Source organism: Stenotrophomonas sp. ESTM1D_MKCIP4_1 (assembly GCF_003086895.1).
Taxonomy (GTDB): Bacteria; Pseudomonadota; Gammaproteobacteria; order Xanthomonadales; family Xanthomonadaceae; genus Stenotrophomonas.
This window is the reverse complement of record NZ_CP026004.1, coordinates 1,010,209-1,030,129: the sequence shown is the minus strand read 5'-3', so window position 1 is coordinate 1,030,129 and position 19,921 is coordinate 1,010,209. Positions and strand designations below refer to the sequence as shown.

The 19,921-nt window shown below is 67.3% G+C and carries 20 protein-coding genes, 1 tRNA gene and 1 pseudogene; 3 read left to right on the top strand and 19 right to left on the bottom strand.

Annotation, left to right across the window (positions count from 1 at the left end; genetic code table 11):
- Window positions 1-92: 92 nt before the first annotated feature.
- The 6 genes from C1924_RS04800 to C1924_RS04780 all read right to left on the bottom strand — a co-directional run bounded on the left by C1924_RS04800 (window position 93) and on the right by C1924_RS04780 (window position 6,523).
- Window positions 93-980 carry a LysR family transcriptional regulator gene (locus tag C1924_RS04800; protein ID WP_108766970.1) on the bottom strand — a complete coding sequence of 296 codons (888 nt, stop codon included), beginning with the start codon at window positions 978-980 and terminating at the stop codon, window positions 93-95.
- A gap of 39 nt (window positions 981-1,019) precedes the next feature.
- Window positions 1,020-1,898 (bottom strand): SDR family NAD(P)-dependent oxidoreductase, encoded by an 879-nt coding sequence (locus tag C1924_RS04795; protein WP_108764264.1) that lies wholly within the window; start codon window positions 1,896-1,898, stop codon window positions 1,020-1,022.
- Window positions 1,899-1,983: 85 nt separating this feature from the next.
- Window positions 1,984-2,151 (bottom strand): hypothetical protein, encoded by a 168-nt coding sequence (locus tag C1924_RS20255; RefSeq protein WP_159094752.1) that lies wholly within the window; start codon window positions 2,149-2,151, stop codon window positions 1,984-1,986.
- Between the two features lie 120 nt (window positions 2,152-2,271).
- The gene (locus C1924_RS04790) at window positions 2,272-4,959 is read right to left on the bottom strand and encodes a tetratricopeptide repeat protein (protein WP_108764263.1); all 2,688 of its coding nucleotides are present in this window, start codon (window positions 4,957-4,959) and stop codon (window positions 2,272-2,274) included.
- On the bottom strand, window positions 4,956-5,558 hold the full coding sequence (locus C1924_RS04785; RefSeq protein ID WP_108764262.1) for an ECF-type sigma factor: 603 nt from the start codon (window positions 5,556-5,558) through the stop codon (window positions 4,956-4,958). Before C1924_RS04785 ends, C1924_RS04790 begins: the two co-directional genes overlap by 4 nt.
- Before the next feature lie 101 nt (window positions 5,559-5,659).
- On the bottom strand, window positions 5,660-6,523 hold the full coding sequence (locus C1924_RS04780; protein ID WP_108764261.1) for a DMT family transporter: 864 nt from the start codon (window positions 6,521-6,523) through the stop codon (window positions 5,660-5,662).
- Window positions 6,524-6,655: 132 nt separating this feature from the next.
- Between C1924_RS04780 and C1924_RS04775 the strand changes: the two genes are divergently transcribed.
- Together C1924_RS04775 and C1924_RS04770 are read left to right on the top strand one after the other, a co-directional pair.
- A complete protein-coding gene (locus C1924_RS04775; protein WP_108764260.1) occupies window positions 6,656-8,035 on the top strand; it encodes a PLP-dependent aminotransferase family protein in 1,380 nt (459 codons plus the stop codon).
- Window positions 8,036-8,093: 58 nt separating this feature from the next.
- Window positions 8,094-8,768, top strand: coding sequence for a class I SAM-dependent methyltransferase (locus C1924_RS04770; RefSeq protein WP_108764259.1), 675 nt, complete (start codon window positions 8,094-8,096; stop codon window positions 8,766-8,768).
- 3 nt (window positions 8,769-8,771) lie between these two features.
- On the opposite strand, the gene smqnr is transcribed toward C1924_RS04770, so the two are convergent.
- The 8 genes and pseudogenes from smqnr to C1924_RS20450 form a co-directional block, all read right to left on the bottom strand.
- The gene (gene smqnr / locus C1924_RS04765) at window positions 8,772-9,419 is read right to left on the bottom strand and encodes a SmQnr family pentapeptide repeat protein (protein ID WP_108766969.1); all 648 of its coding nucleotides are present in this window, start codon (window positions 9,417-9,419) and stop codon (window positions 8,772-8,774) included.
- 119 nt (window positions 9,420-9,538) lie between these two features.
- Window positions 9,539-11,044 carry a PepSY-associated TM helix domain-containing protein gene (locus C1924_RS04760; protein ID WP_108764258.1) on the bottom strand — a complete coding sequence of 502 codons (1,506 nt, stop codon included), beginning with the start codon at window positions 11,042-11,044 and terminating at the stop codon, window positions 9,539-9,541.
- An 11-nt stretch (window positions 11,045-11,055) separates the two neighbouring features.
- Window positions 11,056-13,191: a TonB-dependent receptor gene (locus C1924_RS04755; protein ID WP_108764257.1), complete on the bottom strand. Its 2,136-nt coding sequence runs from the start codon at window positions 13,189-13,191 to the stop codon at window positions 11,056-11,058.
- 119 nt (window positions 13,192-13,310) lie between these two features.
- On the bottom strand, window positions 13,311-13,724 hold the full coding sequence (locus C1924_RS04750; RefSeq protein WP_108764256.1) for a DUF2946 family protein: 414 nt from the start codon (window positions 13,722-13,724) through the stop codon (window positions 13,311-13,313).
- A gap of 213 nt (window positions 13,725-13,937) precedes the next feature.
- Window positions 13,938-14,318: a tautomerase family protein gene (locus C1924_RS04745; protein WP_108764255.1), complete on the bottom strand. Its 381-nt coding sequence runs from the start codon at window positions 14,316-14,318 to the stop codon at window positions 13,938-13,940.
- Between the two features lie 102 nt (window positions 14,319-14,420).
- Window positions 14,421-14,741 (bottom strand): HigA family addiction module antitoxin, encoded by a 321-nt coding sequence (locus C1924_RS04740; RefSeq protein ID WP_108764254.1) that lies wholly within the window; start codon window positions 14,739-14,741, stop codon window positions 14,421-14,423.
- A gap of 131 nt (window positions 14,742-14,872) precedes the next feature.
- A pseudogene (locus C1924_RS04735) lies at window positions 14,873-15,040 on the bottom strand (type II toxin-antitoxin system RelE/ParE family toxin); the annotation flags it as partial.
- A gap of 701 nt (window positions 15,041-15,741) precedes the next feature.
- Complete coding sequence (locus C1924_RS20450) at window positions 15,742-15,900, bottom strand: hypothetical protein (protein WP_216821577.1); 159 nt, start codon at window positions 15,898-15,900, stop codon at window positions 15,742-15,744.
- Between the two features lie 66 nt (window positions 15,901-15,966).
- On the opposite strand from C1924_RS20450, the gene C1924_RS04725 reads away from it, so the two are divergent.
- Window positions 15,967-16,530 (top strand): hypothetical protein, encoded by a 564-nt coding sequence (locus C1924_RS04725; protein ID WP_108764252.1) that lies wholly within the window; start codon window positions 15,967-15,969, stop codon window positions 16,528-16,530.
- A gap of 72 nt (window positions 16,531-16,602) precedes the next feature.
- On the opposite strand, the gene C1924_RS04720 is transcribed toward C1924_RS04725, so the two are convergent.
- From C1924_RS04720 to mltG, 5 genes are all read right to left on the bottom strand, one after another.
- Window positions 16,603-16,677, bottom strand: a tRNA-Val gene (locus tag C1924_RS04720).
- A gap of 135 nt (window positions 16,678-16,812) precedes the next feature.
- A complete protein-coding gene (locus tag C1924_RS04715) occupies window positions 16,813-17,166 on the bottom strand; it encodes a PilZ domain-containing protein (RefSeq protein WP_079220849.1) in 354 nt (117 codons plus the stop codon).
- On the bottom strand, window positions 17,163-18,119 hold the full coding sequence (locus tag C1924_RS04710; RefSeq protein ID WP_108764251.1) for a DNA polymerase III subunit delta': 957 nt from the start codon (window positions 18,117-18,119) through the stop codon (window positions 17,163-17,165). Before C1924_RS04710 ends, C1924_RS04715 begins: the two co-directional genes overlap by 4 nt.
- The gene (gene tmk, locus C1924_RS04705) at window positions 18,116-18,781 is read right to left on the bottom strand and encodes a dTMP kinase (protein ID WP_108764250.1); all 666 of its coding nucleotides are present in this window, start codon (window positions 18,779-18,781) and stop codon (window positions 18,116-18,118) included. Before tmk ends, C1924_RS04710 begins: the two co-directional genes overlap by 4 nt.
- Window positions 18,778-19,839: an endolytic transglycosylase MltG gene (mltG, locus tag C1924_RS04700; RefSeq protein ID WP_108764249.1), complete on the bottom strand. Its 1,062-nt coding sequence runs from the start codon at window positions 19,837-19,839 to the stop codon at window positions 18,778-18,780. Before mltG ends, tmk begins: the two co-directional genes overlap by 4 nt.
- Window positions 19,840-19,921 lie beyond the last annotated feature (82 nt).

The window sequence follows — 19,921 nt, the reverse complement described above, 5'->3', positions numbered from 1 at the left end:
TTGCGCGGTGGTGTTCGTGCAGTGCCGCAGCAGCACCGGCCGACCGGCGCTTCACGCGACGCGCGCGAGGCGATGATGTGTGTTGATGTTGATCACGACAGACCCTGCTGGGCCGCAAGCGCCAGGAAGTGCTGTAGCACCGGCCCGGGCACACCCGGCCGCGTGCAGAACTGCAGTTCAAAGTGGGCGCCGGCCCCTTCAATCATGCGGTACACCACTTCCTGCGGACGGAAGCTGGCCATGCTGGCCGGCACGATCGCCACGCCCGCCTCCACCGCCACCAGAGACAGCACCGCGTGCATGCCCTGCGCTTCCTGCACCACCCGTGGCGTGAAGCCCGCGCGGGTGCACAGCCCCAGCACCTGGGCATGGAAGCCGATGCCCTCGCCTGCCGGCCAGGAGACGAATGGTTCGTCGGACAGCATCGCAACGCCAAGCGGTTGGCATGCGGCCAGGGCATGCGCACGCGGCACGGCAATGGCCAAGCGATCATGATCAAACGCCTGCAGCGTCAGTTCACTTGACGGAATCGGTGGAATCAGCACGCCCAGGTCGATGCGTTCCTCGCGCAGCCATTGCTGCTGCTGCCGCGAGGTGGCTTCCTGCAGGTGCAGCTGCACCTGTGGAAACTGCAGGCGGAACTGCCGGATCAGGCCCGGAAGGCGGCCGTACAGGGCGCTGCCCACATAGCCCACGCGCAGACTGCCGATCTGCCCGGCCGCCGCTTCGCGGGTCCGCTGCAGTGCCTGTTCCGCCTGCTGCAGGGTGGCGCGCGCTTCACCCAGCAGCATCTGCCCGGCGGCGGTCAGCCCCAGCGTGCGGTTGCCGCGCGCGATGAGGCGGGTGCCCACCTCGTCCTCCAGTCGCCGCATCGCGGCCGTCAGCGGTGGCTGCGACATGTGCAGGCGCGCGGCGGCGCGATGGAAATGCAGTTCTTCAGCCACCGCCACGAACTGGCGGAGCAGGCGCAGATCGATCATGGCGGCACGCACGGCAGGGGGGCTGCCTAGGGTACGCGCTCAGCCGCGGGCGTCGACACTCGGCTGTGCGATCACCGGCCACTGCAGGGCCACCGATTCGATGCTGTCAGCCGCCACCGCACGCAGGTCGCGCGGGTAGCCGACGTGTTCTGCATCCTGCAGGCGCAACGCGTGGAACTGCCCATTGCTGGCACGCAGCACCCAACCCCCTTCGCGGCAGCGCACCGAGGCCAGGAAGGCGACACCGCTGGCAACGGCATCCGGGTGCAGCTCGTCCGGCTCGCCCTCAATACCCCACATGCGGGTCTTGGCCACCGGCGAAACGGCATTGACCACGATGCCGTGCTCGGCACCCTCCAGCGCCAGCACGTTGGCCAGCCCCAATACCGCCATCTTCGCCATCGCATAGCCGGCCAGGCCCTTCTGTGCGTACTGCGGGTACAACGCACGGTCGGACGTCGTCACCACGATGCGGCCGCCACCGGCCTCGCGCATCGCCGGCCAGGCGGCCTGGGCCAGCCACAGCGGCGTCTTGGCAGCCACGCGCATCATCTGTTCCAGGGCTTCGTCATCCACTGCTTCAAGCAGCTCGTAGGCCACCCAGCCCGCGTTGTGCACCATGAAATCGATGCGGCCATGCCGGTGCAGCAGCTCGCGCACCAGCGCGTGGCAGCCGAGGCGCTCATCAATGGCCCCCGAAGCGCCCTCCACAGACAGACCCTGCGCCCGCAGCGCGGCCACGGCGGCGCTGATGCGGTCCGGATCGCTGCCGCGACCATCCAGGCCGGCGCCCACGTCATGCATCACCACGTGTGCGCCGCGCTGTGCCAGCAGACGGCTGTACGCCAGGCCAAGACCGCCTGCAGCACCGGTCACCAGGCCGACCTGGCCCGCGAAGGAAATGGGGGAAGGTTTCATCCACCGCAGCATGGGCGATGGGCCCGCGCGGCGGCCAATACCGATTTCACCCGTGCACGATAGCTGTTGCGTATCACCCACGGGCTCAGACTTCCGAATCGCTGCGGCTGATGCGCGAAACGCGCCAACCGCCATGCGAAGTGAAACGTCCGCTGTCCCCCCATACCGCGAAGCGCAGCCCGACCACCGATGAGCGCAGGCGCGAGCAATGCCACTCCCGCGCCTTGCTGTAGGCCTTGGCAAAGCGGTGCATCACTCCTCCCCGCGGTTTGTACGGGCGGCGCGCCGGCCGATCATTGCTCATCTTGCGTTCCCCTGTTGTCCATGCAGTGCGGATGCCTGTCATGGAACAACCGGAGAAAACGCAGGGAAGCTATCGCGCCCGGGCGACGCTGCTGTTATCCAACCGCCCCTCCAGGGCGGCCGCGCGCAACAGGAACTCGGATTGCGGCGACAACCCGACCAGTTGCGGGCGGGCGCGCCGCAGCTGGGCTGACGCCGCTGCCGCATCGCCGTCGGCCAGCAGGCTTTCCGCATAAGGAATGCGCCACTTTGCCGTGGCCGTGGAATCGGCACCGTAGAAGCGCTCGAAGGTGGCCACCACTGTCGCCCAGCGCGCGGCCGCATCGCCATCGCCACTGCGCTGGGCCAGCAGCGCCGCCTGCATCTGCTGGCGCAGTGCCAGACTTGGTACCGGCGCGGGATTGCGCCGATCAAACGCGGCCATTGCCTCGCGTGCCTCGGCAATGCGCCCGGCGCGGGTCAGCCACTCCAGCTCCACCAGTTCCAGCGTTACCAGCTGCTGTGAATCGGCTGCCAGGGTGCGTCGCCACACCACGCCGACCTCACGCAGCAGCGGCTCGGCGTCATCGGTACGTCCAGCCCGCATCAGCAGCCGTGCCAGCACCATCTGCACATCCAGGCTGCGCGGATGCTGGTTGCCCAGCAGACGCTGGTGCAGGGCCAGCGTCTGCCGGTAGCCGCGCTCGGCCATTGCGAGGTCGCCGCGCGCCTCCTCCATGATGGCCCGGCCGTAGATCATGCCGGCGTACGCCAGGCTGTCGGCACCATCCACGCGTACGCTGGTGGCGATGGCCGCATCGAAGTGCTGCTGCGACTCGCCATAGCGGCCAAGATCGAGGTACTGGCCAGCCAGCGCCGCTTCGGCCGCGGCGGTATAGCTGCTGCCGGTGCCGAACAGCTGGCGGGTGATGGCGAAGGTCTCTTCGGCCAGTCGCATCGCCTCGTCTGCGCGCCCCTGCGCCAGCAGCGTGTAGACCAGCGAACGCAGCACGCGCAGGCGGGCCGGCCCGTGCAGGGGCGACGCACCGCCACCGATGGCGGCAGCTTCGCGCAACGTCCTTTCGGACAGCGCCAGCTTGCCCTGCGACCGGTACAGAGTGCCCAGATTGGACAGCGTGGTCATCAGGCCGGCATCGGATGCCACGCCGATGCTGCGCCGGGCCAGAGCCAGCGCTTCGGCATAGGCGGCAGCAGCCTCATCGAAATGCTCGCGGCTGGCGTGGGCGCGCCCCACCGTATTGAGCAGGTCGATGCGCACGCTGATGTCATCGTCGCCTTCCAGCAGCGCCAGACCCCGGCGTGCGCCCTGCAGGGCGGCATCCTGCTGGCCATCCTCCACCTGCAGCAGAGCACGGGCAGCCTCCGCTGCGGCAATCTCGCGCGACGGCGCACCGGCATCACGCAGGCCCAGCACAGCGCTCTGCAGCAGCGCGCCGGCTTCGCGCGGCTGCCCCAGGTTGCGGTAGGCGCGCCCGAGCGCGGCCTGCAGGCGCGCCCGCACCAGCGGCGAGGCGGACAGATCCTGCTCGATCCGCAGCGCGCCCAGATCAAGCACCTCGCGTGCCGTCATCGGACGGTCACTGCGGATGCCCGGCTCTGCCGAATCGAAGGCGGCCACCAGCAGATCGGCAATACCGGAGGCGGCCGCCGCGTTTTCTTCAGCGCGGGCGCGTGCATCGCCAATGCGCTGCACGAATCCCACCGCCACCAGCAGCGCACAGGCAGCCAGTGCCGAGGCACGCCACTGCCGGCGCAGGAACAGGCGTGCGCGGTGCACACGGCTGGGGCGCCGCGCACGCACCGGGCGGTGCTGCTGGAAACGGATCACGTCTTCGGCCAGCGCATCCACCGATGCGTAACGGTCGGCAGCAACCGGAGCGCGTGCGTGCTCTGCCACGGCAATCAGGTCGTCATGCAGGCGCACGGCCGGCCCACCCAGCGCCAGCAGCTCATCGAGCATCACCCCGAGGCTGTAGATGTCATCGGCCACCGCCGCCGGGCGCCCCGAGCGCCGTTCCGGGCTGGTATAGCGTGGCGTGGCGTAGGCGGCCGACTCGCTGCTGCCATCATCCATCAACCGCGCGATGCCGAAATCCAGCAGCACCGGTTCGTCACCACCCCGCACCAGCACGTTGGCCGGCTTGATGTCACAGTGGATCACGCCCTGCGCATGCGCAGCCTGCACTGCACGGCACACCTTGCAGAACAGGCCCAGTACCCCGGTCAGGGTGATGTCGGCTGCGCGGCAGGCTTCGTCCAGGCGCTGCCCGTCGATGAACTCCATCACCAGGTAAGGCTGATCGGCGCCTGCGCGGCCGACGTCATACAGGCGGGCAATATTGGGATGCTGCAGGTCGGCCAGGATCTGGCTCTCCGCCTGCAGCCGCTGCGCCAGTGCGGGATCGAAACTGCGGCGCATCACCTTGATCGCCACCTGCCGGCGGTACAGCTGGTCCGCGCGCTCGGCCAGGAACACCCGGCCCATGCCGCCCGCCGCAAGCAGGCGCACCAGCCGCCAAGGGCCGATCAGCTCCCCCACATGGATGCCATCAGCATCCAGCGAGGCAAGCACCGTATCGATCGAACGCTGCATGCCGCCCAGCGCCTGGGTCTGCGCGCGCAGCAGGGCCAGCGTCTCGTGCACCAGCACGGCATCGCCGGTCATGGCCTGCAGTTCGCTCTCCCACTGTGGCTCGGGCAGTTCGCAGACCACATCGAACAGCGCACGGACTGCGCCCCAGTCCACTGCGTCGTTCATGCGCCGGCATCTCCCGTGGGTGTGCCACCGAGGTAGCGCTTGAGCCAGGCCTTGGCAAAGCGCAGGTCGCGGTCAACCGTCGGCACCGACACGCCCTGCGCTGCGGCAATTTCTTCCCGCCGCATGCCACCGAAGTACATCCACTCGACCGTGGAACTGGCGCGCGCATCCACTTCGGCCAGGGCCAGCAGCGCGGCATCCAGCGCCAGCACGTCCACGGCGTCGCTGTCATCCACACCTTCGCGGTCGGCATGGTCCAGGGTCAGATGCATCTGGTCACCGCCGCGCTTGGCCGCGCCCATCGCGCGGGCATGGTCGACCATCACGCTACGCATCTTCAGTGCGGCCAGGGCAAGGAAATGAACGCGATCGTTGTAGGCCATGCCGGGGTCGAGCATGCGCATCAGCGCCTCGTTCACCAGCATGGTGGGCTGCAACAGGCCAGGCGCATCGCCACTCAGCCGCACCGCCGCCATGCCGCGCAGTTGTGCGTACAGCATCTGCAGCAGACGATCGCGGGCAGACAGGTCGTTGCCCGCGCTCCAGCGCCGCAGCAGCGTGGTGGCACCCTCGTCAGCAGGCGATCCGGAACCCGTCATCTACATCGCGATCCATGCTGTGGCAGAGACCGCATTATTGCCCAAGGCAGGCCCCCAGCGAAAACGCGTGCCGGCACACAGCGTGACAGCGGACGGCAGCGTCAGCGGCTGAAGCGGCGCGCCCCTGCCACGCAGGCCACTGCCGCCAGCGTCACCAGCACCATGCCGGTGCTGACGGTTTCATGCAGCAACCCCGCCGCCAGTGCCAGCCCGAAGAACGGCTGCAGCAACTGCAGCTGGCCCACTGCCGCAATCCCGCCTTGGGCCAGCCCCCGGTACCAGAACAGGAAGCCGACCAGCATGCTGAACACTGCCACATAGCCCAGCGCCCACCACGCGCTTGCCCCGATGGCCGCCACCGCCGCCGGGCGCAGCATCACCGTCAGCGGCAGCATCACCGGCAGGGCCAGCAGCAGCGCCCAGCTGATGACCTGCCAACCGCCCAGATGCCGCGCCAGGCGCCCGCCCTCGGCGTAGCCCAGGCCGCACACCACGATGGCCACCAGCATCAACAGATCGGCCTGCAGCGACCCTTCGATACCGTTGCGTGCCGCGTAACCCACCACACAGGCGCTGCCCAGCACCGAGAACAGCCAGAACGCCGGTCGCGGCCGCTCACCGCCGCGCAGCACGCCGAACAGCGCGGTACTGAGCGGCAACAGGCCGACGAAGACAATGGTGTGCGCTGACGACGCCTGGCGCAGGGCCAGCGCGGTCAGCAGCGGAAAACCCACCACCACGCCTAGGCTGACCATCGCCAGGCCAGGCAGGTCCGCGCGCGCCGGCCGTGGCTGCCGCAATGCCAGCAGCAGGGCCAAGCCGAGCAGCGCGGCAATGCTGGCGCGCGCGGCGGTGACGAAGCCCGCATCCAGTTCCAGCACCGCCAGGCGAGTGGCCGGCAGCGATCCGGCGAAGATAACCACACCGATGAAGCCGTTGATCCACCCGCTTGCCGACCGTTCCACGCTGATATCCGTTGCAAAGGGCCACGCAAGGCCCGGGCAGCCATTGGGCCATCGCCGCGCCGTGTCACCCAGCTACAATCCAGTACAGTCGCAAGTAACTGTACTGGTCACACTTCCCACACAGTTCCCGCCATGTCCCGATCCCCCAGCCGTATCGACAGCGTCATCCAGGCCGTGCGCACGCGCATCGCAGCCCGCCTGGACGGCCCCGGCGCACGCCTGCCCTCGGTGCGCGCACAGGCGGCGGCCATGGGGGTGTCGGTGTCTACGGTGGTGGAGGCCTACGAGCGGTTGGCGGCAGAGGGCGTGATCGCCGCGCGCGCCGGTTCCGGCTTCTATGTGGCCGGTCCGCTGCCGCCTCTGGCACTGGCGGCGATCGAACCGCGCCTGGATCGCGTGGTGGATCCGCTGTGGGTATCGCGGCAATCGCTGGAAACCCCGGCCGAGCACCTCAAACCCGGCTGCGGCTGGATGCCGAGCGACTGGCTCTACCAGGACGGCCTGCGCCGTGGACTGCGGCGCATGGCACGCGCCGAAGCATCGGCGCTGACCGATTACGCCAGCCCGCTCGGGCTGCCTGCGCTGCGCCAAGCACTGCAGCGGCGTGCCGCCGGCCTCGGTATCGAGGCACCGCTGGACCAGATACTGCTGGCCGAATCGGGCACGCATGCGGTGGATCTGGTCTGCCGCCTGCTGCTGAAACCGGGCGACAGCGTGCTGGTCGATGACCCCAGCTACTTCAACTACCACGCACTCTTGAAGGCGCACCAGGTGCAGGCCATCGGTGTGCCTTACACGCACAACGGGCCGGATCTGTATGCCTTCGCCGAGGCCCTGCAGGCACATGCGCCACGGCTGTACATCACAAACTCCGGCCTGCACAACCCGACCGGCGCGGTGCTGTCGGCCGCCACCGCGCACCGGCTGCTGGGCCTGGCCGAGCGCAGCGGGCTGACCATCGTCGAGGACGATATCTTCGCCGACTTCGAGCTGCGCCCCGCCCCGCGCCTGGCCGCACTGGATGGGCTGTCGCGGGTGATCCACGTGGGCAGTTTCTCCAAGACCATTTCAGCGGCTTCGCGGTGTGGCTACATCGCCGCGCGTGCGGACTGGATCGATGCACTGGTCGACCTGAAGCTGGCCACCAGCTTCGGCGGCGGCCATCTGGCCGCGCACTTCATGCAGATCGCGTTGACCGACAGCGGTTACCGGCGCCACATGCAGGCCATCCGTGCACGCCTGGCCGAAGCCCGCAAGCACACTCTGCGGCAGGTGCAGCGGCTGGGCATCACGCCGTGGCTGGTGCCCGAAGCCGGGCTGTTCCTGTGGTGCCAGCTGCCCGATGGCCGCGATGCCGCCGCGCTGGCCCGCCAGTGCCTGCGCGAAGGCGTTGTGCTGGCGCCGGGCAATGCCTTCAGTCAGTCGCAGCGCGTGGCCGACTATGTGCGTTTCAACGTGTCGCAGTGCCAGGACCCGCGCATCTGGCGGGTGCTCGCGCGGGCGCTGCGCTGAGGCGCGCTTGACGGGCGCGCTACAGTGGAATGTCACCGCTGCCGCAGGAACGCACGCCATGTCGACCTTCGAAGACCCGCAGGCCGTCGCCCGCTACGCCGAGGGCCCGCTGCGGCAGGTGCCGGGCTTTCTCGCCCTGCAGCAGATGAGCCAGCTGCTGCTGGCCGAGCGCGTGCCGCTTGAAGGGCGCGTGCTGGTGCTGGGCGCCGGTGGCGGGCTGGAGCTGAAGGCCTTCGCCGAGGCGCATCCGGGCTGGCGCTTGCTGGGCGTGGATCCGGCCGCGCCGATGCTGGCGCTTGCGGAACAGACGCTGGGCCCGCTGATGCCGCAGGTGGAGCTGCTTGCAGGCTACATCGACGATGTGCCGGACGTTCGTTTTGACGGTGCCAGCTGCCTGCTGACCCTGCACTTCCTCGATGCCGCCCAGCGCCTGCACACGCTGCGCGAGCTGCACCGTCGCCTGCGTCCGGGTGCACCGCTGGTGGTGGCCCACCACAGCGTACCGGCCGACGATGCGGGCAAGCGTCGCTGGCTGCAGCGCTACGTCGCCTTTGCCGAGGCGTCCGGTGTGGCGCACGCCGATGCCCAGCGCACCATCGAGGTCATGATCGAGCGGTTGCCCCTGCAGTCCCCCGAACAGGAGGTCGCGCTGCTGCAGCAGTCCGGCTTCGAGGGCGTGGAGCTGTTCTACGCCGGCTTCAGTTTCAAGGGGTGGGTGGCGTACGCCGGTTAGCGCCTACGGCACCACGGTGATGCCGATGCGCTGCATCAATAGCGCCACCTGCTGCACATCCAGTCGTGCACCGCGCAGGTTGACCACGCGAAGATCGAGGTCACCCAGCTCCGATCCGGTCAGGTCACAGTCGGTGAAGTTGGCACTGCTCCAGTCGATGCCTTCAAACTGACCGGCCGACAGATCCGATCCAGCAAAACTTGCGCCGCTGAGGTTCGCGCCATCCCAACGGTTCTCCCACAGCTCGCACTTCTCCAGCGTCACCCGCGAGAAATTGGCATAGCGCAGGTTCGATTTCTTGATGAAGGCACTGCAGAACCAGGTCCGCGTGGTGATCTGGTTCATGAAGCTGGCATTGCTGAAATCGGCGCCCTGTGCACGGCACTCGCTGATTTCCAGGCCCAGCGCCTTGATGAAATTGAAATGACACATGCTGATGTCGCAGCCGCGGAAGCTGGCTTCCTTCAGCGTGGCGCCATTGAAGCGGCAGCCCGTGCGGCTTTCGGCATCGTAGAAGCTGCAGTTCACGAACTCGGTGGCGGTGAGGTCGGCACCGGAAAAATCACATTCGTGGAACTGCTGGTCGACCACTTTCTGGCCGGTGTACTGGTCAGCGGCGATGCGCAGCTTGTGGTGCACGTTGAGGGGCATCTGGATTTCCAGGTCATGGTTGCCCTCCATGATGCCGGGCACGCGTGGGCTTTCAATATACGTGCCGCATCGGAATTCACCCGAAGTCCAGTCGAAGTGTGTACAACGCACCACAGACCTCAGTGCCGGCGGCGCCGGACCTTCATCCGCAGCCGACGGTAGCCGATCACCACGCCCGTAACACACAACCCGCTGCCCGCCACGCTCAGCAACAGCAGTACACCCAGCCGCGTATTCTCCTGCCGCAGCATGCCTGGCAGATCCCAGCTGTGCAGGAAATAGAACAGCCAGCGGCCAACCCGCTCGCGATGGCCCAGGGTCAGCAGCGGATCGCCAGTGGCCAGATCGAAGTACACCCGCGTGGCATGCGCATCGCCGAAGTCGGCCACCGCCACCGGGAAACGCCGCACCGCCGCGCCGTTCATCGCCTCGGGCGCGCGCGGGTAGAACCAGGCATCGGGCGTGTGCAGGATCGCGAACGTCCGCAGCGGGGCCGTGCTCATCGCCTGTGCGCGCTGCTGCAGCCACGACATGCGCAAGGCCCGGGCGACGTGGAGCCGCCCATCCGCGAGCGACACGATGCGGGTACCGCCCCGCCCGTCCAGCAACACCGCGAACAGTTCGCCACCGATGCGCCGCCATTGGACTTCCACTGGCGCAACGCCTTCCTTTGCCGCTGCATGCAGCAAGGCCTGCGGCTGGGCCACCGCAGACTCCAGCGACACCGGCGCACCGCGATAGCGTGCGGCATCCACCGTACCCGCAGAAGTAGTGAACACCTGCAGCGGATTCATCGACATCAGCCCGCTGAAGATCCAGGTGAACACGAAGGCCGATGCCATCAATCCAACCAGATGGTGCCAGCGCATCCACGGCTCGACGTAGGGCGTTTTCGCGCCCGAGCGATACCGGCCACGGAAGCGCCACCGCCACACGCCCACTACGATGCCGCTGATGGCCGCCAGCGTGCACAGCCCGGACAGCGCGATCACCACCCACGTCCACACCGGGTCCACCGACTGCATGCGCAGGAAGTACAGCCAGTGCAGCCACGCGCCCACGTAGTTCCAGCGCTGCTGGTGGTACGGCGCATCCAGCACCACTTCACCCGTGTGAGAGGACACGTACACGCTGCCCGGCTGCGGGCCGCCCACCTCCACCTTGTACAGCGGCCGATGGGCGTCCAGCCCTCGCGAATGCGTCCAGCGATCCTCGTCCACGCGCACGGCGCCCAGGAAGGCAGGGCCACCGGCAAACGCCGCCGCCGCAAGTTCGGCACGCTGCGCCGACACCGGCAGCAGCGCGTGGCCGGTGTCGGCCGACCACACGCCGACGTTGGCCCCGCTGCGCACCACGTACACCGGCTTACCACGCAATGTGGTCAGTGCGATGCTTTCCGGTTCGGCCTGCACCGCGTTGGGCAGCACCGACAGACCCTTCATCGTGTGCGCACCATCGAGCACCGGCAACGCGGCCAGCCGCTCGCCCGGGGTCAACTTCGGGTAGCCGATGAACAGCATCACCATGCCGCTGACGAACCACAGCAGCATCAGCAGGCAACCGCCGATGCCCAGCCATCGGTGCAACAGGTAGGTCCAGCGCTTGGCGGTGGATCGCAGCGACATCAGCGACGTCCTCAGAAGCGATGGTCGACGGTGAATTCGACGCGGCGGTCCGCGCCCAGCAGCCACTGCGTGCTGGTGTAGTACGCCGTGGCGTAGTACGCCTTGTCGAACACGTTGAACAGTCGCGCGCTTACCCGGGTACGCGGCGCCGCCTGCCAGGTCAGGGCCAGATCGGTGGTGCTGTAACCCGGCAGTTCCAGGGTGTTGGCGTTGTCCGCGTAACGCTTGCCGACATAGTGCGCGCCACCAGCCACGGTCCAGTCCGGCAGGAACTGCCAGCTCAGCCACACGTTCGCCATCCGCTCGGCCACGTTCGGCGGCACGTTGCCATCGCGCGAGACCACCACCGCCGGCGAGCCGGTGGTTTCCAGGAAGTCCTCGAATTCGGCCTTCAGTACCGTGGCATTCGCATCCAGCGACCAGTGCGGTGCGAACGCCCAGTTCAACGATGCCTCGATACCACGCGAGGTCTGCGCGCCCACCTGCACGCGGCGATCCGGCTGCAGCGGGTCACGGCTGAGCAGGCCGGTCTTGCGGATGCGGTACGCGGCCAGCGTCCACTCGCCGCCATCGAAGGCCTGCTTCATGCCCACCTCGAACTGGCGGCCCTTGGCCAGGTCGAATGCACCGTTGGCCGGGCTGATCATCAGCAGGCCACTGACCGGATCGGCCGCCTGCGAGTACTGCGCGTACAGACTCAAGGTCGGCCGCAGCGCGAACACCGTACCCGTGCGCCAACCGGTGCTGCTGTAGGTCTTCGAAAACGCTGCCGCGCCGCTGATGAGATCGGTGCGGTCGATGGTCGCGCGGTCATGGCGCAGCCCGCCCAGCACCGACCAGCGCTCAGTGAGCGTCAGGTGGTCTTCGGCAAACAGCGCGTACTGCTCGGCGCTGTTGCGGTAGCGCGGCAGGTTGGGGGCATCGCTCGCGAACTCGCCCGGCACCGGATGGAACGGATCGACCGGCCCGGAGCTGCCGGCGTAGGTGTTGTTGGTGTGCTTGAAGTGCGCACGGTTGGCGTCCAGGCCCACTGCAAAGCTGTTGTCGAGGCCACCCACCCGCCCCTGCACACGCAGCGTCGAGGTCAGCCCGGTCTGGTCCTGGTTGTGGGTGATCTGCGTGTTGTCCGAACGATCGATCAGCCCCGTGGCATCGTTGTAGACGTAGGCCTCGGCGTTGCGCCAATCGCGCTGGCTGTCGATCTGGTAGACACGCGTGCGCCACTCGACGTTCGCGGTCGGCGTCCACAGCGCATCCAGCTGGGTCCAGCGGTCGCGGAAGCGGATCTCGCTGTCGGCCACGTTGTAGTTGCGATGGCGCAGCGCATCCAGCTGGCGGCCCTCCACCAGCGGCGTGCCGAAGTAGCGCATCGGCTGCTGGTAGCCCTGCGCGTGGGTCAGGGTCAGCTGCAGGTCCGTGCTCGGCTGCCACAGCAGTGCGCCGGAGAACGTCGCATCGTTGTTGCGGCCACGGTCGACCCAGCCACCGCTGTAGTTGCCGCTGACATCCACGCGGTAGGCCAGCGCCGGCGTCAGCGCGCCACCGCTGCCGACGCCCAGGCGCGCAGTGTCCTCGCTGCCCACGGTCACGCTGATCTCGTTCTCGATGGCACCGCGCGTCGGCTTCTTCGGCACGATGTTGATGACCCCGCCAATGGCGCCATCGCCATGGATGACGGAGGCTGGACCGCGCAGCACTTCGATGCGCTCGATGGACCAGGTATCGAAGGGGAAAGTAACGCCCACCCCGCCGTACTGGCGCAGGCCGTCGTACAGGCGCATCACCGACGCGCCATCGGTGAAGCCACGGCTGGACAGCGCACTCAGGCCATTGCCCGGGTGCGGCATCGCACTGATGGCACCGGCACGGCTGATCGCATCATTGAGGTTGCTGTCACCACGCTGTTCCAGCTTGTCGCGGTCGATGACGGTGAGCGCAGCCGGCGTCTGCAGCACGCTCAGGCCGAGCGCGGAGCCCGCACTGGCCGAGGCCGACAGCTCGCCATGGCGGGTATCGACCACGCGCACGGTGTCCAGGGTGGTGGGGTCTGCCGCATCGGCATGGGCCGGTGCGGTGTACAGGGCGCAGGCGCACAGCGCCGGCAGCGTCGCCCAGCGCAGGGCAACGACGTTCGGGTTGGTTTTCATGTTTCCACGGCATGCAATGCCGCCCCATCAGCGAGGGCAGCAGAAAGAAAAGCGCACGCAGTAGTGCCAGGCCATGCCTGGCAGCTTTGAATCCATCAGGGAACGACCGCGTGCGCGGCTCAGCCAGCCAACACGCCCGGCGGCCCACGCGCACCCAGCGTTCCCGCCAGACTGACCGGCAAGGCCAGCAACGTACCCAACCGCGCCCGGCACACGGGCAGCAGAGGCACCAATAGCAGAAACACCGCCACCAACAGCGTGATCAACCGCGCTGCAATCAGGCAGTACTCGCAGTCCACGCCCATCTCATGTTCGGCATGTGGATCGACGGCCGGCGTGCGGGCGGTTTCGTCGTGCGTCATCGCCATCGCGTGGTGGTCGTGATGCCCTTCCATCGCGTGCTGCGCGTGTCCGGCGTGCGCGCTGTGATCCATCGCGCCGTGGTCCATCGCCGCCATCACCGGCGCTTCGGCGGGCGCCGGTCCATGCGCCATCCAGCGGCTCACCAGCGGGGCAAGCAGCACCAACAGCATGGCAAGCCATGCCAGGGTCTGGAACCGGCGGTGGAATCGGGGGCGACGCACCCGCCCATTCTACGGCGCAGCGGCCAACCCTGGACCACGCTCAGGGTTTTACCCCTGCGACACGGTGACGCAGGTCCACATCCTGGCCACGCCCGCGAACCCGCACGCTCGGCGCTCACCAGTAGATCCACGCCATGCGTGGATGCTCTTGCTCCTGGCGAATCAACTCACGTACTGCGCCACCCCATTCCCGAACGACCAGTTCTCCCGCTTCACTTCCACCAGATTGATGAATACGTCCTCGCGGCGGATACCCACCGCCGCATGCAGGCCATCGGCAATTCCGAGGTACAACGCCTTCTTCTGCTCCACCGTCCGCCCCTCGTTCCACGTGATCTGGATACAGACGAAATCGTCGGTGCGGTCCACGCCCAGATAGCCGGGGTCGTAAACAAGGGTGCCGGCCTCGTGTTCCTGGAACACCTGGAAGCGGTCGTTTTCCGGCACCCCCACCGCGCGCATGGCCTGGTAGATCACCTCCCCCACGCGCTGCAGATAGTCGGCGGATTTACCTTTGCGAAGATCGATACGGGCGAGCGGCATGCTGACACTCCAAGGCCTGAAGGGGACAACCGTGGGCCGAGCCTACGCCCGCCGGGGGCGGCGGCACAGTGCCGTGATGAGATCCTGCGAAAGTACCTGGGCTCAAGCCGCTCGTGGGCGGATATGCGCCAGGACATCACCCAGCTCGCGACGGGCAATTTCAAGATCGAAATTCGTCTGCAGATTCAGCCACAACTGCGCAGTAGTGCCGAAGTATCGGCCAAGCCGCAATGCGGTATCAGCCGTTATGCCGCGACGGCCAGCAATGATGTCGGACACGCGGGCCGGTGTTACCTCGATGGCCGCAGCGAGTGCCCGGGCAGACATGCCAAGTGGCGTCAGGAAATCTTCGGCAAGAATTTCTCCTGGGTGGACCGGCGGGAGCGGGTTGGCGGCACGCTTGTTCGCGATGACGTTCGACATTCATTTTTTGCTGCAGGTTGACCTGCAACTCCTCCACTAAAGGGCCAGAAATCCTCTATCGGCTCGCACATGCCGGCGCGGGTCGACCGATGCATCGCGTGAACGCATTCATTGCACGGACGGCGCTTGCATCAATGGTAATCAGTCACTTCGACGTCGTAGGCATCACCGTCTTCCCATCGAAAGCAGATTCGGTACTGATCGTTGATCCTGATGCTGAACTGCCCTTGCCGGTCACCCTGCAACTGCTCCAGCCTGTTGCCGGGCGGGGCCCTCAGATCACTCAGTTCAACGGCGGCCTTGGGGCTTGCCCGCCTCTGACAGCATTGGCATCACCGTCCACCTGCCGTGTCGCGATCAGCACCTCAGTTCATGGATGGAGCGCGTTCCATCGGACCGGTTGCTGAAGTGCCTGTTTGTACCTGTCCACAGTAAACGAGCCGGTGAACAGAATGATGGAACTCTCCAGCGCCAGCGCAGATTTGCAACTTTCCTCACTGACTCGGCAGATTCCGCGGGTCGATGATCGCCCCGCCAAGGCAGCAGCACGCCTCGGTCGGGATTGGCGTCTCGAATAAACGAACAAGCTTCAAGGGCCGCGATAGCAATCGCAGCTGAGAGAATGGACCTACTGCCTTCAATGGCGGCCGGTGCGTGGGGATCGACAGATCCGCCAGGCCTTCTTCTCCCTTGAAGTTTGTTTGCCTTGGTACGCCAACCCGCACCGTCCGCCACCTTCATTCCGAAGGTGGCCCTACGCCAGTGAGGGTTTTGCCATGACCGACCGAGCCGCATCGCTTCCACGCCTCTACGCGCTGATTGACGACATCGCCGATCAGGTTCCCGACGACATCGCACGCGAGATCGAGTGCGCGTTGGACGAACATAACCTGCCCCTTCAAGCCCCCACATTCTTCGCCTGCCTCGACGCCATTCGGCGAGCCGAAGGTGCAAACGGGCAGCCCTGCAGCCCCGCAGGCTGGCGGCCAACGAGCACGCCTCACTCAGCCGTTCGCTGGCCGGGCTCTCCGCGCTGCTCGACATTCTGCAGGCCGCCGAGCGCGCGCGTGTCGAAGGCGGCCCGGACGAACAGATGGGCGGCTTCCACACCGATGGGCTGATCGTGGCCGCGCGGCAGCTGGTCTGCGAGGCCACCCATTGCCTGGAAAGCGGAACGCCCTGAACGCCTTGGCTACAATCGCGCAGGGATTCGCAGGAAGCCGAAATGGAAGCCGAACACCTGGAGTACTTCAAGGCGGCGCTGGAAGGCCGCGCAACCATCGGCTGGAAGGTGTGGTTTGCCGCCAACCAGCAGGCGTTGTCACAGCTGTTGAGCCGCCCTGCCCTGCTGCGCTTGAAGTTCAACCAGCTGGATGAAGCCGAACGCCTGCTGGCCGAGGCGGGCATCGTGCCCGACAGCACGGCGGGCAAGCGCTATGAAATGTACTGCGCGCAGTTCGCATTGGATGTGCTGGATGAACGAGGCAGGCCGCTGCCAGCCATCTGGCGCGCCGCGCACGGTGGTGCCATCGGCCTGCTTGCCGATGGCGAACACGAAGCGGGCCAGGCGAAGCTGCTTGCGGAATTCCGCCGCGCCCGCAAGCGCGGTCTGCCGCAGGCACACAAATGGCTGGGCGATCTCTGCTTCGAGGGAGAGATGGAACTGCACGGCGGCAATGCCGAGGTGGGCCGTCAGCTGCTGGCGGTGGTGGTGCAGGCCGGTAGCGGCCACGACCTGCTGGACAGCACGGCGATGATCGCGCGCGAGTTGCTGGAGGGTCTCGACTAAGGCAATGCGGCTGCGTGGAATGCGGCCAACAAAAAAGCCCCCATTGCTGGAGGCTTCTTTCGTTCTGCAACATGGTGGGCGGTACAGGGATCGAACCTGTGACCCTTGCCGTGTGAAGGCAATGCTCTACCGCTGAGCTAACCGCCCGGTGTGTTGCTGAGCCGCTCATTATAGGGGCTTTTCAGAGGCCGTCAACCGTTTTTCACATTCGTGTTCACGGGCGTTTCGAGGGGCGCAGCCGAGCATGGGCTCGGCTCTAGCAGGGCGGCGATGCGCGCCCCGTTACATCGTGTGCGTCGGCTTGTCCGAGCTGGTCAGGCCGGCCAGCAGGGTCTCGATCTTGTGGCGTACGTTCTCGCCTTCCTGGCCATCGGCCAACTGCACGCCGATGCCGGCCACGCGGTTGCCCTGTGCGCCAGCCGGGGTCACCCAGATCACCTTGCCAGCCACCGGCAGGCGCTCGCTGGAATCGGGCAGGGTCAGCAGCAGGAACACTTCGTCGCCCAGGAAGTAACGCTTGGGCGTGGGCACGAAGATGCCGCCATTCTTCACGAACGGCATGTATGCGCTGTACAGCGCGGCTTTGTCCTTTACAGCCAGGGACAGGATGCCCTGGCGGGCGTTGCTGGCACTCATCGATTTCCCCTTGCGGCAGGCCGCTCGTTCACCTTGTTCCAGGCCAGCAGCAACTCGACCACCGCAAGGTCTGCACGCACGGTGGTGCGCAGCAGGTCGCGGGTGCGGTTGGCAGCATCGAACCACGCTGCAAGCTTGTGCAATCGGTCCGGCGCGGTCAAGGCGTCGGTGCTGGCCTGGGCCAGCGCCAGATCGGCGGCAAAGCGCAGGCGCAGGGCCGCGTTCTCATCACCACACCACTTCTGCGCCAGCTCCACCGCACCGGTCTTGCCAGCGGCCAGCTGTTCCAGTTCACGGCCCACTTCGCGGCGCAGGCTCAGGCCGTCTTCGCGCAGCCAGTTGTCGGCCTGGCCCGGATGGCCACGCGCCGCATCCAGTGCTTCGCGTGCGGACGCTTCGCTGTGGCCCTGTTGCTGCAGCCAGGCCATCGCTTCATCGCGCGGCGGCAGTTTGAATTCCAGGCGCTGGCAGCGGCTGCGCACGGTCTGCGGCAGGCGCGCCGGGTCACTGCTGATCAACCACAGGTAGCGGCCGGGCTGCGGCTCTTCCAGGGTCTTCAGCAGTGCGTTGGCAGCCGAGCGGTTGATGGCATCGGCCGGGTCGACGATCACCACCTGGGCCACGCCGTACTGCGGGGTCAGCGCCAGCTTGTTGGTGATCTCGCGCACCTGCTCGATGACGATCTCGGTGCGCAGCTTGTCGCCGCTCTTGTTCGGAATGAAGCTGACCAGCTGCAGGTCCGGGTGCGTACCGGCAGCAATCAACTGGCGCGTGCGCGTGGCATGCGCGGCATCGCCACGGGCCAGCACGTGGTCGGCCAGGGCCAGCGCCACCTCATGCTTGCCCAGCCCGGCCGGGCCGCAGATCAACAGGCCATGGCCGAGCCGGTCGGCATCCAGCGCGGCCACGGTCTGGTCGAAGGCGCGCTGCTGCCAGGGGGAGAAACTGCTCATGCGCCCTCCCCGGCCTGCAGCCAGCGTTCCACCGTGGCCACGACATCGGCGGCCACGCGCTCCTGCACCTGACCGGCATCGATCAGGGCGAAGCGCTGCGGGTCCTGCTGCGCGCGGCGGCGGAACACTTCGCGCACGCGCTGGAAGAAATCATCCTGCTCGCTTTCAATGCGGTCCGGCCACAGGTCGCGGCCATTGGCCCGGGCGCGGCCCACGGCCACGTCCACATCCAGCAGCAGGGTCAGCCCCGGCAGCAGGCCCACGGCGCGGCGCTCCAGGTCGGCAATCCACTGCGGGTCCAGGCCACGGCCACCGCCCTGGTAGGCATAGCTGGAATCGGTGAAGCGGTCGCTCAGCACATAGGCACCGCGCTGCAGTGCCGGCTGGATGACCTGGCGCACGTGCTGGGCACGCGCGGCAAACACCAGCAGCAGCTCGGCTTCGGCGCTGAGTGGTTCGGCGGCGATCTCGGCGTCGGGCTTCAGCAGCAGCCCGCGGATGCGCTCGGCCAGCGGCGTGCCACCCGGTTCGCGGGTCAGCACCACCTCATGGCCGTGGCTGCGCAGGCAATCACGGATGGCATTGATGGCGGTGGTCTTGCCCGCGCCCTCGCCGCCTTCCAGGCTGACGAAACGCGGGTGGCGAAGCAGCGCGGAACTCATTGCGCCGGGGTCTCCTTGGTGCGTTGCTGGCGCAGCTGCTGCAGGTAGCGGGCAACGGCGGCGTTGTGCTGGTCCAGGCTGGGCGAGAACACGTGCGCGCCACTGCCGTCGCCCACGGCGACGAAGTACAGCGCATCGCCTGCGGCCGGCTGTGCGGCGGCCATCAGCGCATCGCGGCTGGGCATGGCAATCGGCGTCGGGGTCAGGCCCGCACGGGTGTAGGTGTTGTAGGGCGTATCGGTGGTCAGGTCGCGGCGGCGGATGTTGCCGTCGTAGGCCGTGCCGATGCCGTAGATGACGGTGGGATCGGTCTGCAGGCGCATGCCGATCTTCAGGCGGCGCATGAACACCCCGGCAATCTGCGGGCGCTCGCTGGCCAGCGCGGTTTCCTTTTCGATGATCGAGGCGAGGGTCAGCAGCTCATACGGGCTGTTGATCGGCAGGTCGGCGGCGCGGCTTTCCCAGGCCTCGTCCAGCGCTTTTTCCATTGCGGCATGGGCGCGCTTGAGCACGTCCATGTCACTGTCGCCGCGCTGGTAGACGTAGGTTTCCGGCAGGAAGCGGCCTTCCGGATGCTGGCCGCCGAAACCCAGGCGCTGCATCAGCGCGGCATCATCCAGCGAATCGGTGGTGTGCAGCAGCGGTTCGGCGCGCTTGAGCGCGGCACGCACCTGGCGGATGTTCCAGCCTTCGACGAGGGTGACGCGATGCTGCAGCACCTTGCCCGCACGCATGCGCAGCAGCAGCTCACGCGGGGTCAGGCTGCCGTCCAGCGCGTACTCGCCCACCTTCAGCTTGCCGGCGGCATCAAGCTGGCGCGCCAGCAGCTGCCACTGGGTGTCCTGGCCTTCGTCCACACCGGCCTCGCGCAGCTTGCGCAGCACGCTGTTCATGCCATCGCCGCTGGCGATGACCACGCTCTCGGCGGAGGGGGTGATGTGGCGGTCGGCGAACTGGCTCTGCTGGTAGAAGAACCACGCGCCCGCGCCCGCCAGGACGGCGCCCAGCACCACCACCAGCATGACCACGAACAGACACCCGCGCTTGGCTCCCGCCATGGACTACCTCTGAATGCGATTCCGCCGTGCAGGATACCGTGCCGGGTGGTGCGGGGTCATGACCGGCGCCCCGGTAGTGCCG

Coding starts and splice junctions, on each gene's coding strand:
- C1924_RS04785 (WP_108764262.1), bottom strand. CDS start 5,558: ATGACGGGTTCCGGATCGCCTGCTGACGAGGGTGCCACCACGCTGCTG.
- C1924_RS04710 (WP_108764251.1), bottom strand. CDS start 18,119: ATGAGCAGTTTCTCCCCCTGGCAGCAGCGCGCCTTCGACCAGACCGTG.
- C1924_RS04715 (WP_079220849.1), bottom strand. CDS start 17,166: ATGAGTGCCAGCAACGCCCGCCAGGGCATCCTGTCCCTGGCTGTAAAG.
- C1924_RS20450 (WP_216821577.1), bottom strand. CDS start 15,900: ATGGGTGGCCTCGCAGACCAGCTGCCGCGCGGCCACGATCAGCCCATC.
- C1924_RS04740 (WP_108764254.1), bottom strand. CDS start 14,741: ATGTCGAACGTCATCGCGAACAAGCGTGCCGCCAACCCGCTCCCGCCG.
- C1924_RS04775 (WP_108764260.1), top strand. CDS start 6,656: ATGTCCCGATCCCCCAGCCGTATCGACAGCGTCATCCAGGCCGTGCGC.
- mltG (WP_108764249.1), bottom strand. CDS start 19,839: ATGGCGGGAGCCAAGCGCGGGTGTCTGTTCGTGGTCATGCTGGTGGTG.
- C1924_RS04750 (WP_108764256.1), bottom strand. CDS start 13,724: ATGCTGTTGGTGCTGCTTGCCCCGCTGGTGAGCCGCTGGATGGCGCAT.
- C1924_RS04725 (WP_108764252.1), top strand. CDS start 15,967: ATGGAAGCCGAACACCTGGAGTACTTCAAGGCGGCGCTGGAAGGCCGC.
- C1924_RS04760 (WP_108764258.1), bottom strand. CDS start 11,044: ATGTCGCTGCGATCCACCGCCAAGCGCTGGACCTACCTGTTGCACCGA.
- C1924_RS04790 (WP_108764263.1), bottom strand. CDS start 4,959: ATGAACGACGCAGTGGACTGGGGCGCAGTCCGTGCGCTGTTCGATGTG.
- smqnr (WP_108766969.1), bottom strand. CDS start 9,419: ATGCCCCTCAACGTGCACCACAAGCTGCGCATCGCCGCTGACCAGTAC.
- C1924_RS04800 (WP_108766970.1), bottom strand. CDS start 980: ATGATCGATCTGCGCCTGCTCCGCCAGTTCGTGGCGGTGGCTGAAGAA.
- C1924_RS04745 (WP_108764255.1), bottom strand. CDS start 14,318: ATGCCGCTCGCCCGTATCGATCTTCGCAAAGGTAAATCCGCCGACTAT.
- C1924_RS20255 (WP_159094752.1), bottom strand. CDS start 2,151: ATGCACCGCTTTGCCAAGGCCTACAGCAAGGCGCGGGAGTGGCATTGC.
- C1924_RS04795 (WP_108764264.1), bottom strand. CDS start 1,898: ATGAAACCTTCCCCCATTTCCTTCGCGGGCCAGGTCGGCCTGGTGACC.
- tmk (WP_108764250.1), bottom strand. CDS start 18,781: ATGAGTTCCGCGCTGCTTCGCCACCCGCGTTTCGTCAGCCTGGAAGGC.
- C1924_RS04755 (WP_108764257.1), bottom strand. CDS start 13,191: ATGAAAACCAACCCGAACGTCGTTGCCCTGCGCTGGGCGACGCTGCCG.
- C1924_RS04770 (WP_108764259.1), top strand. CDS start 8,094: ATGTCGACCTTCGAAGACCCGCAGGCCGTCGCCCGCTACGCCGAGGGC.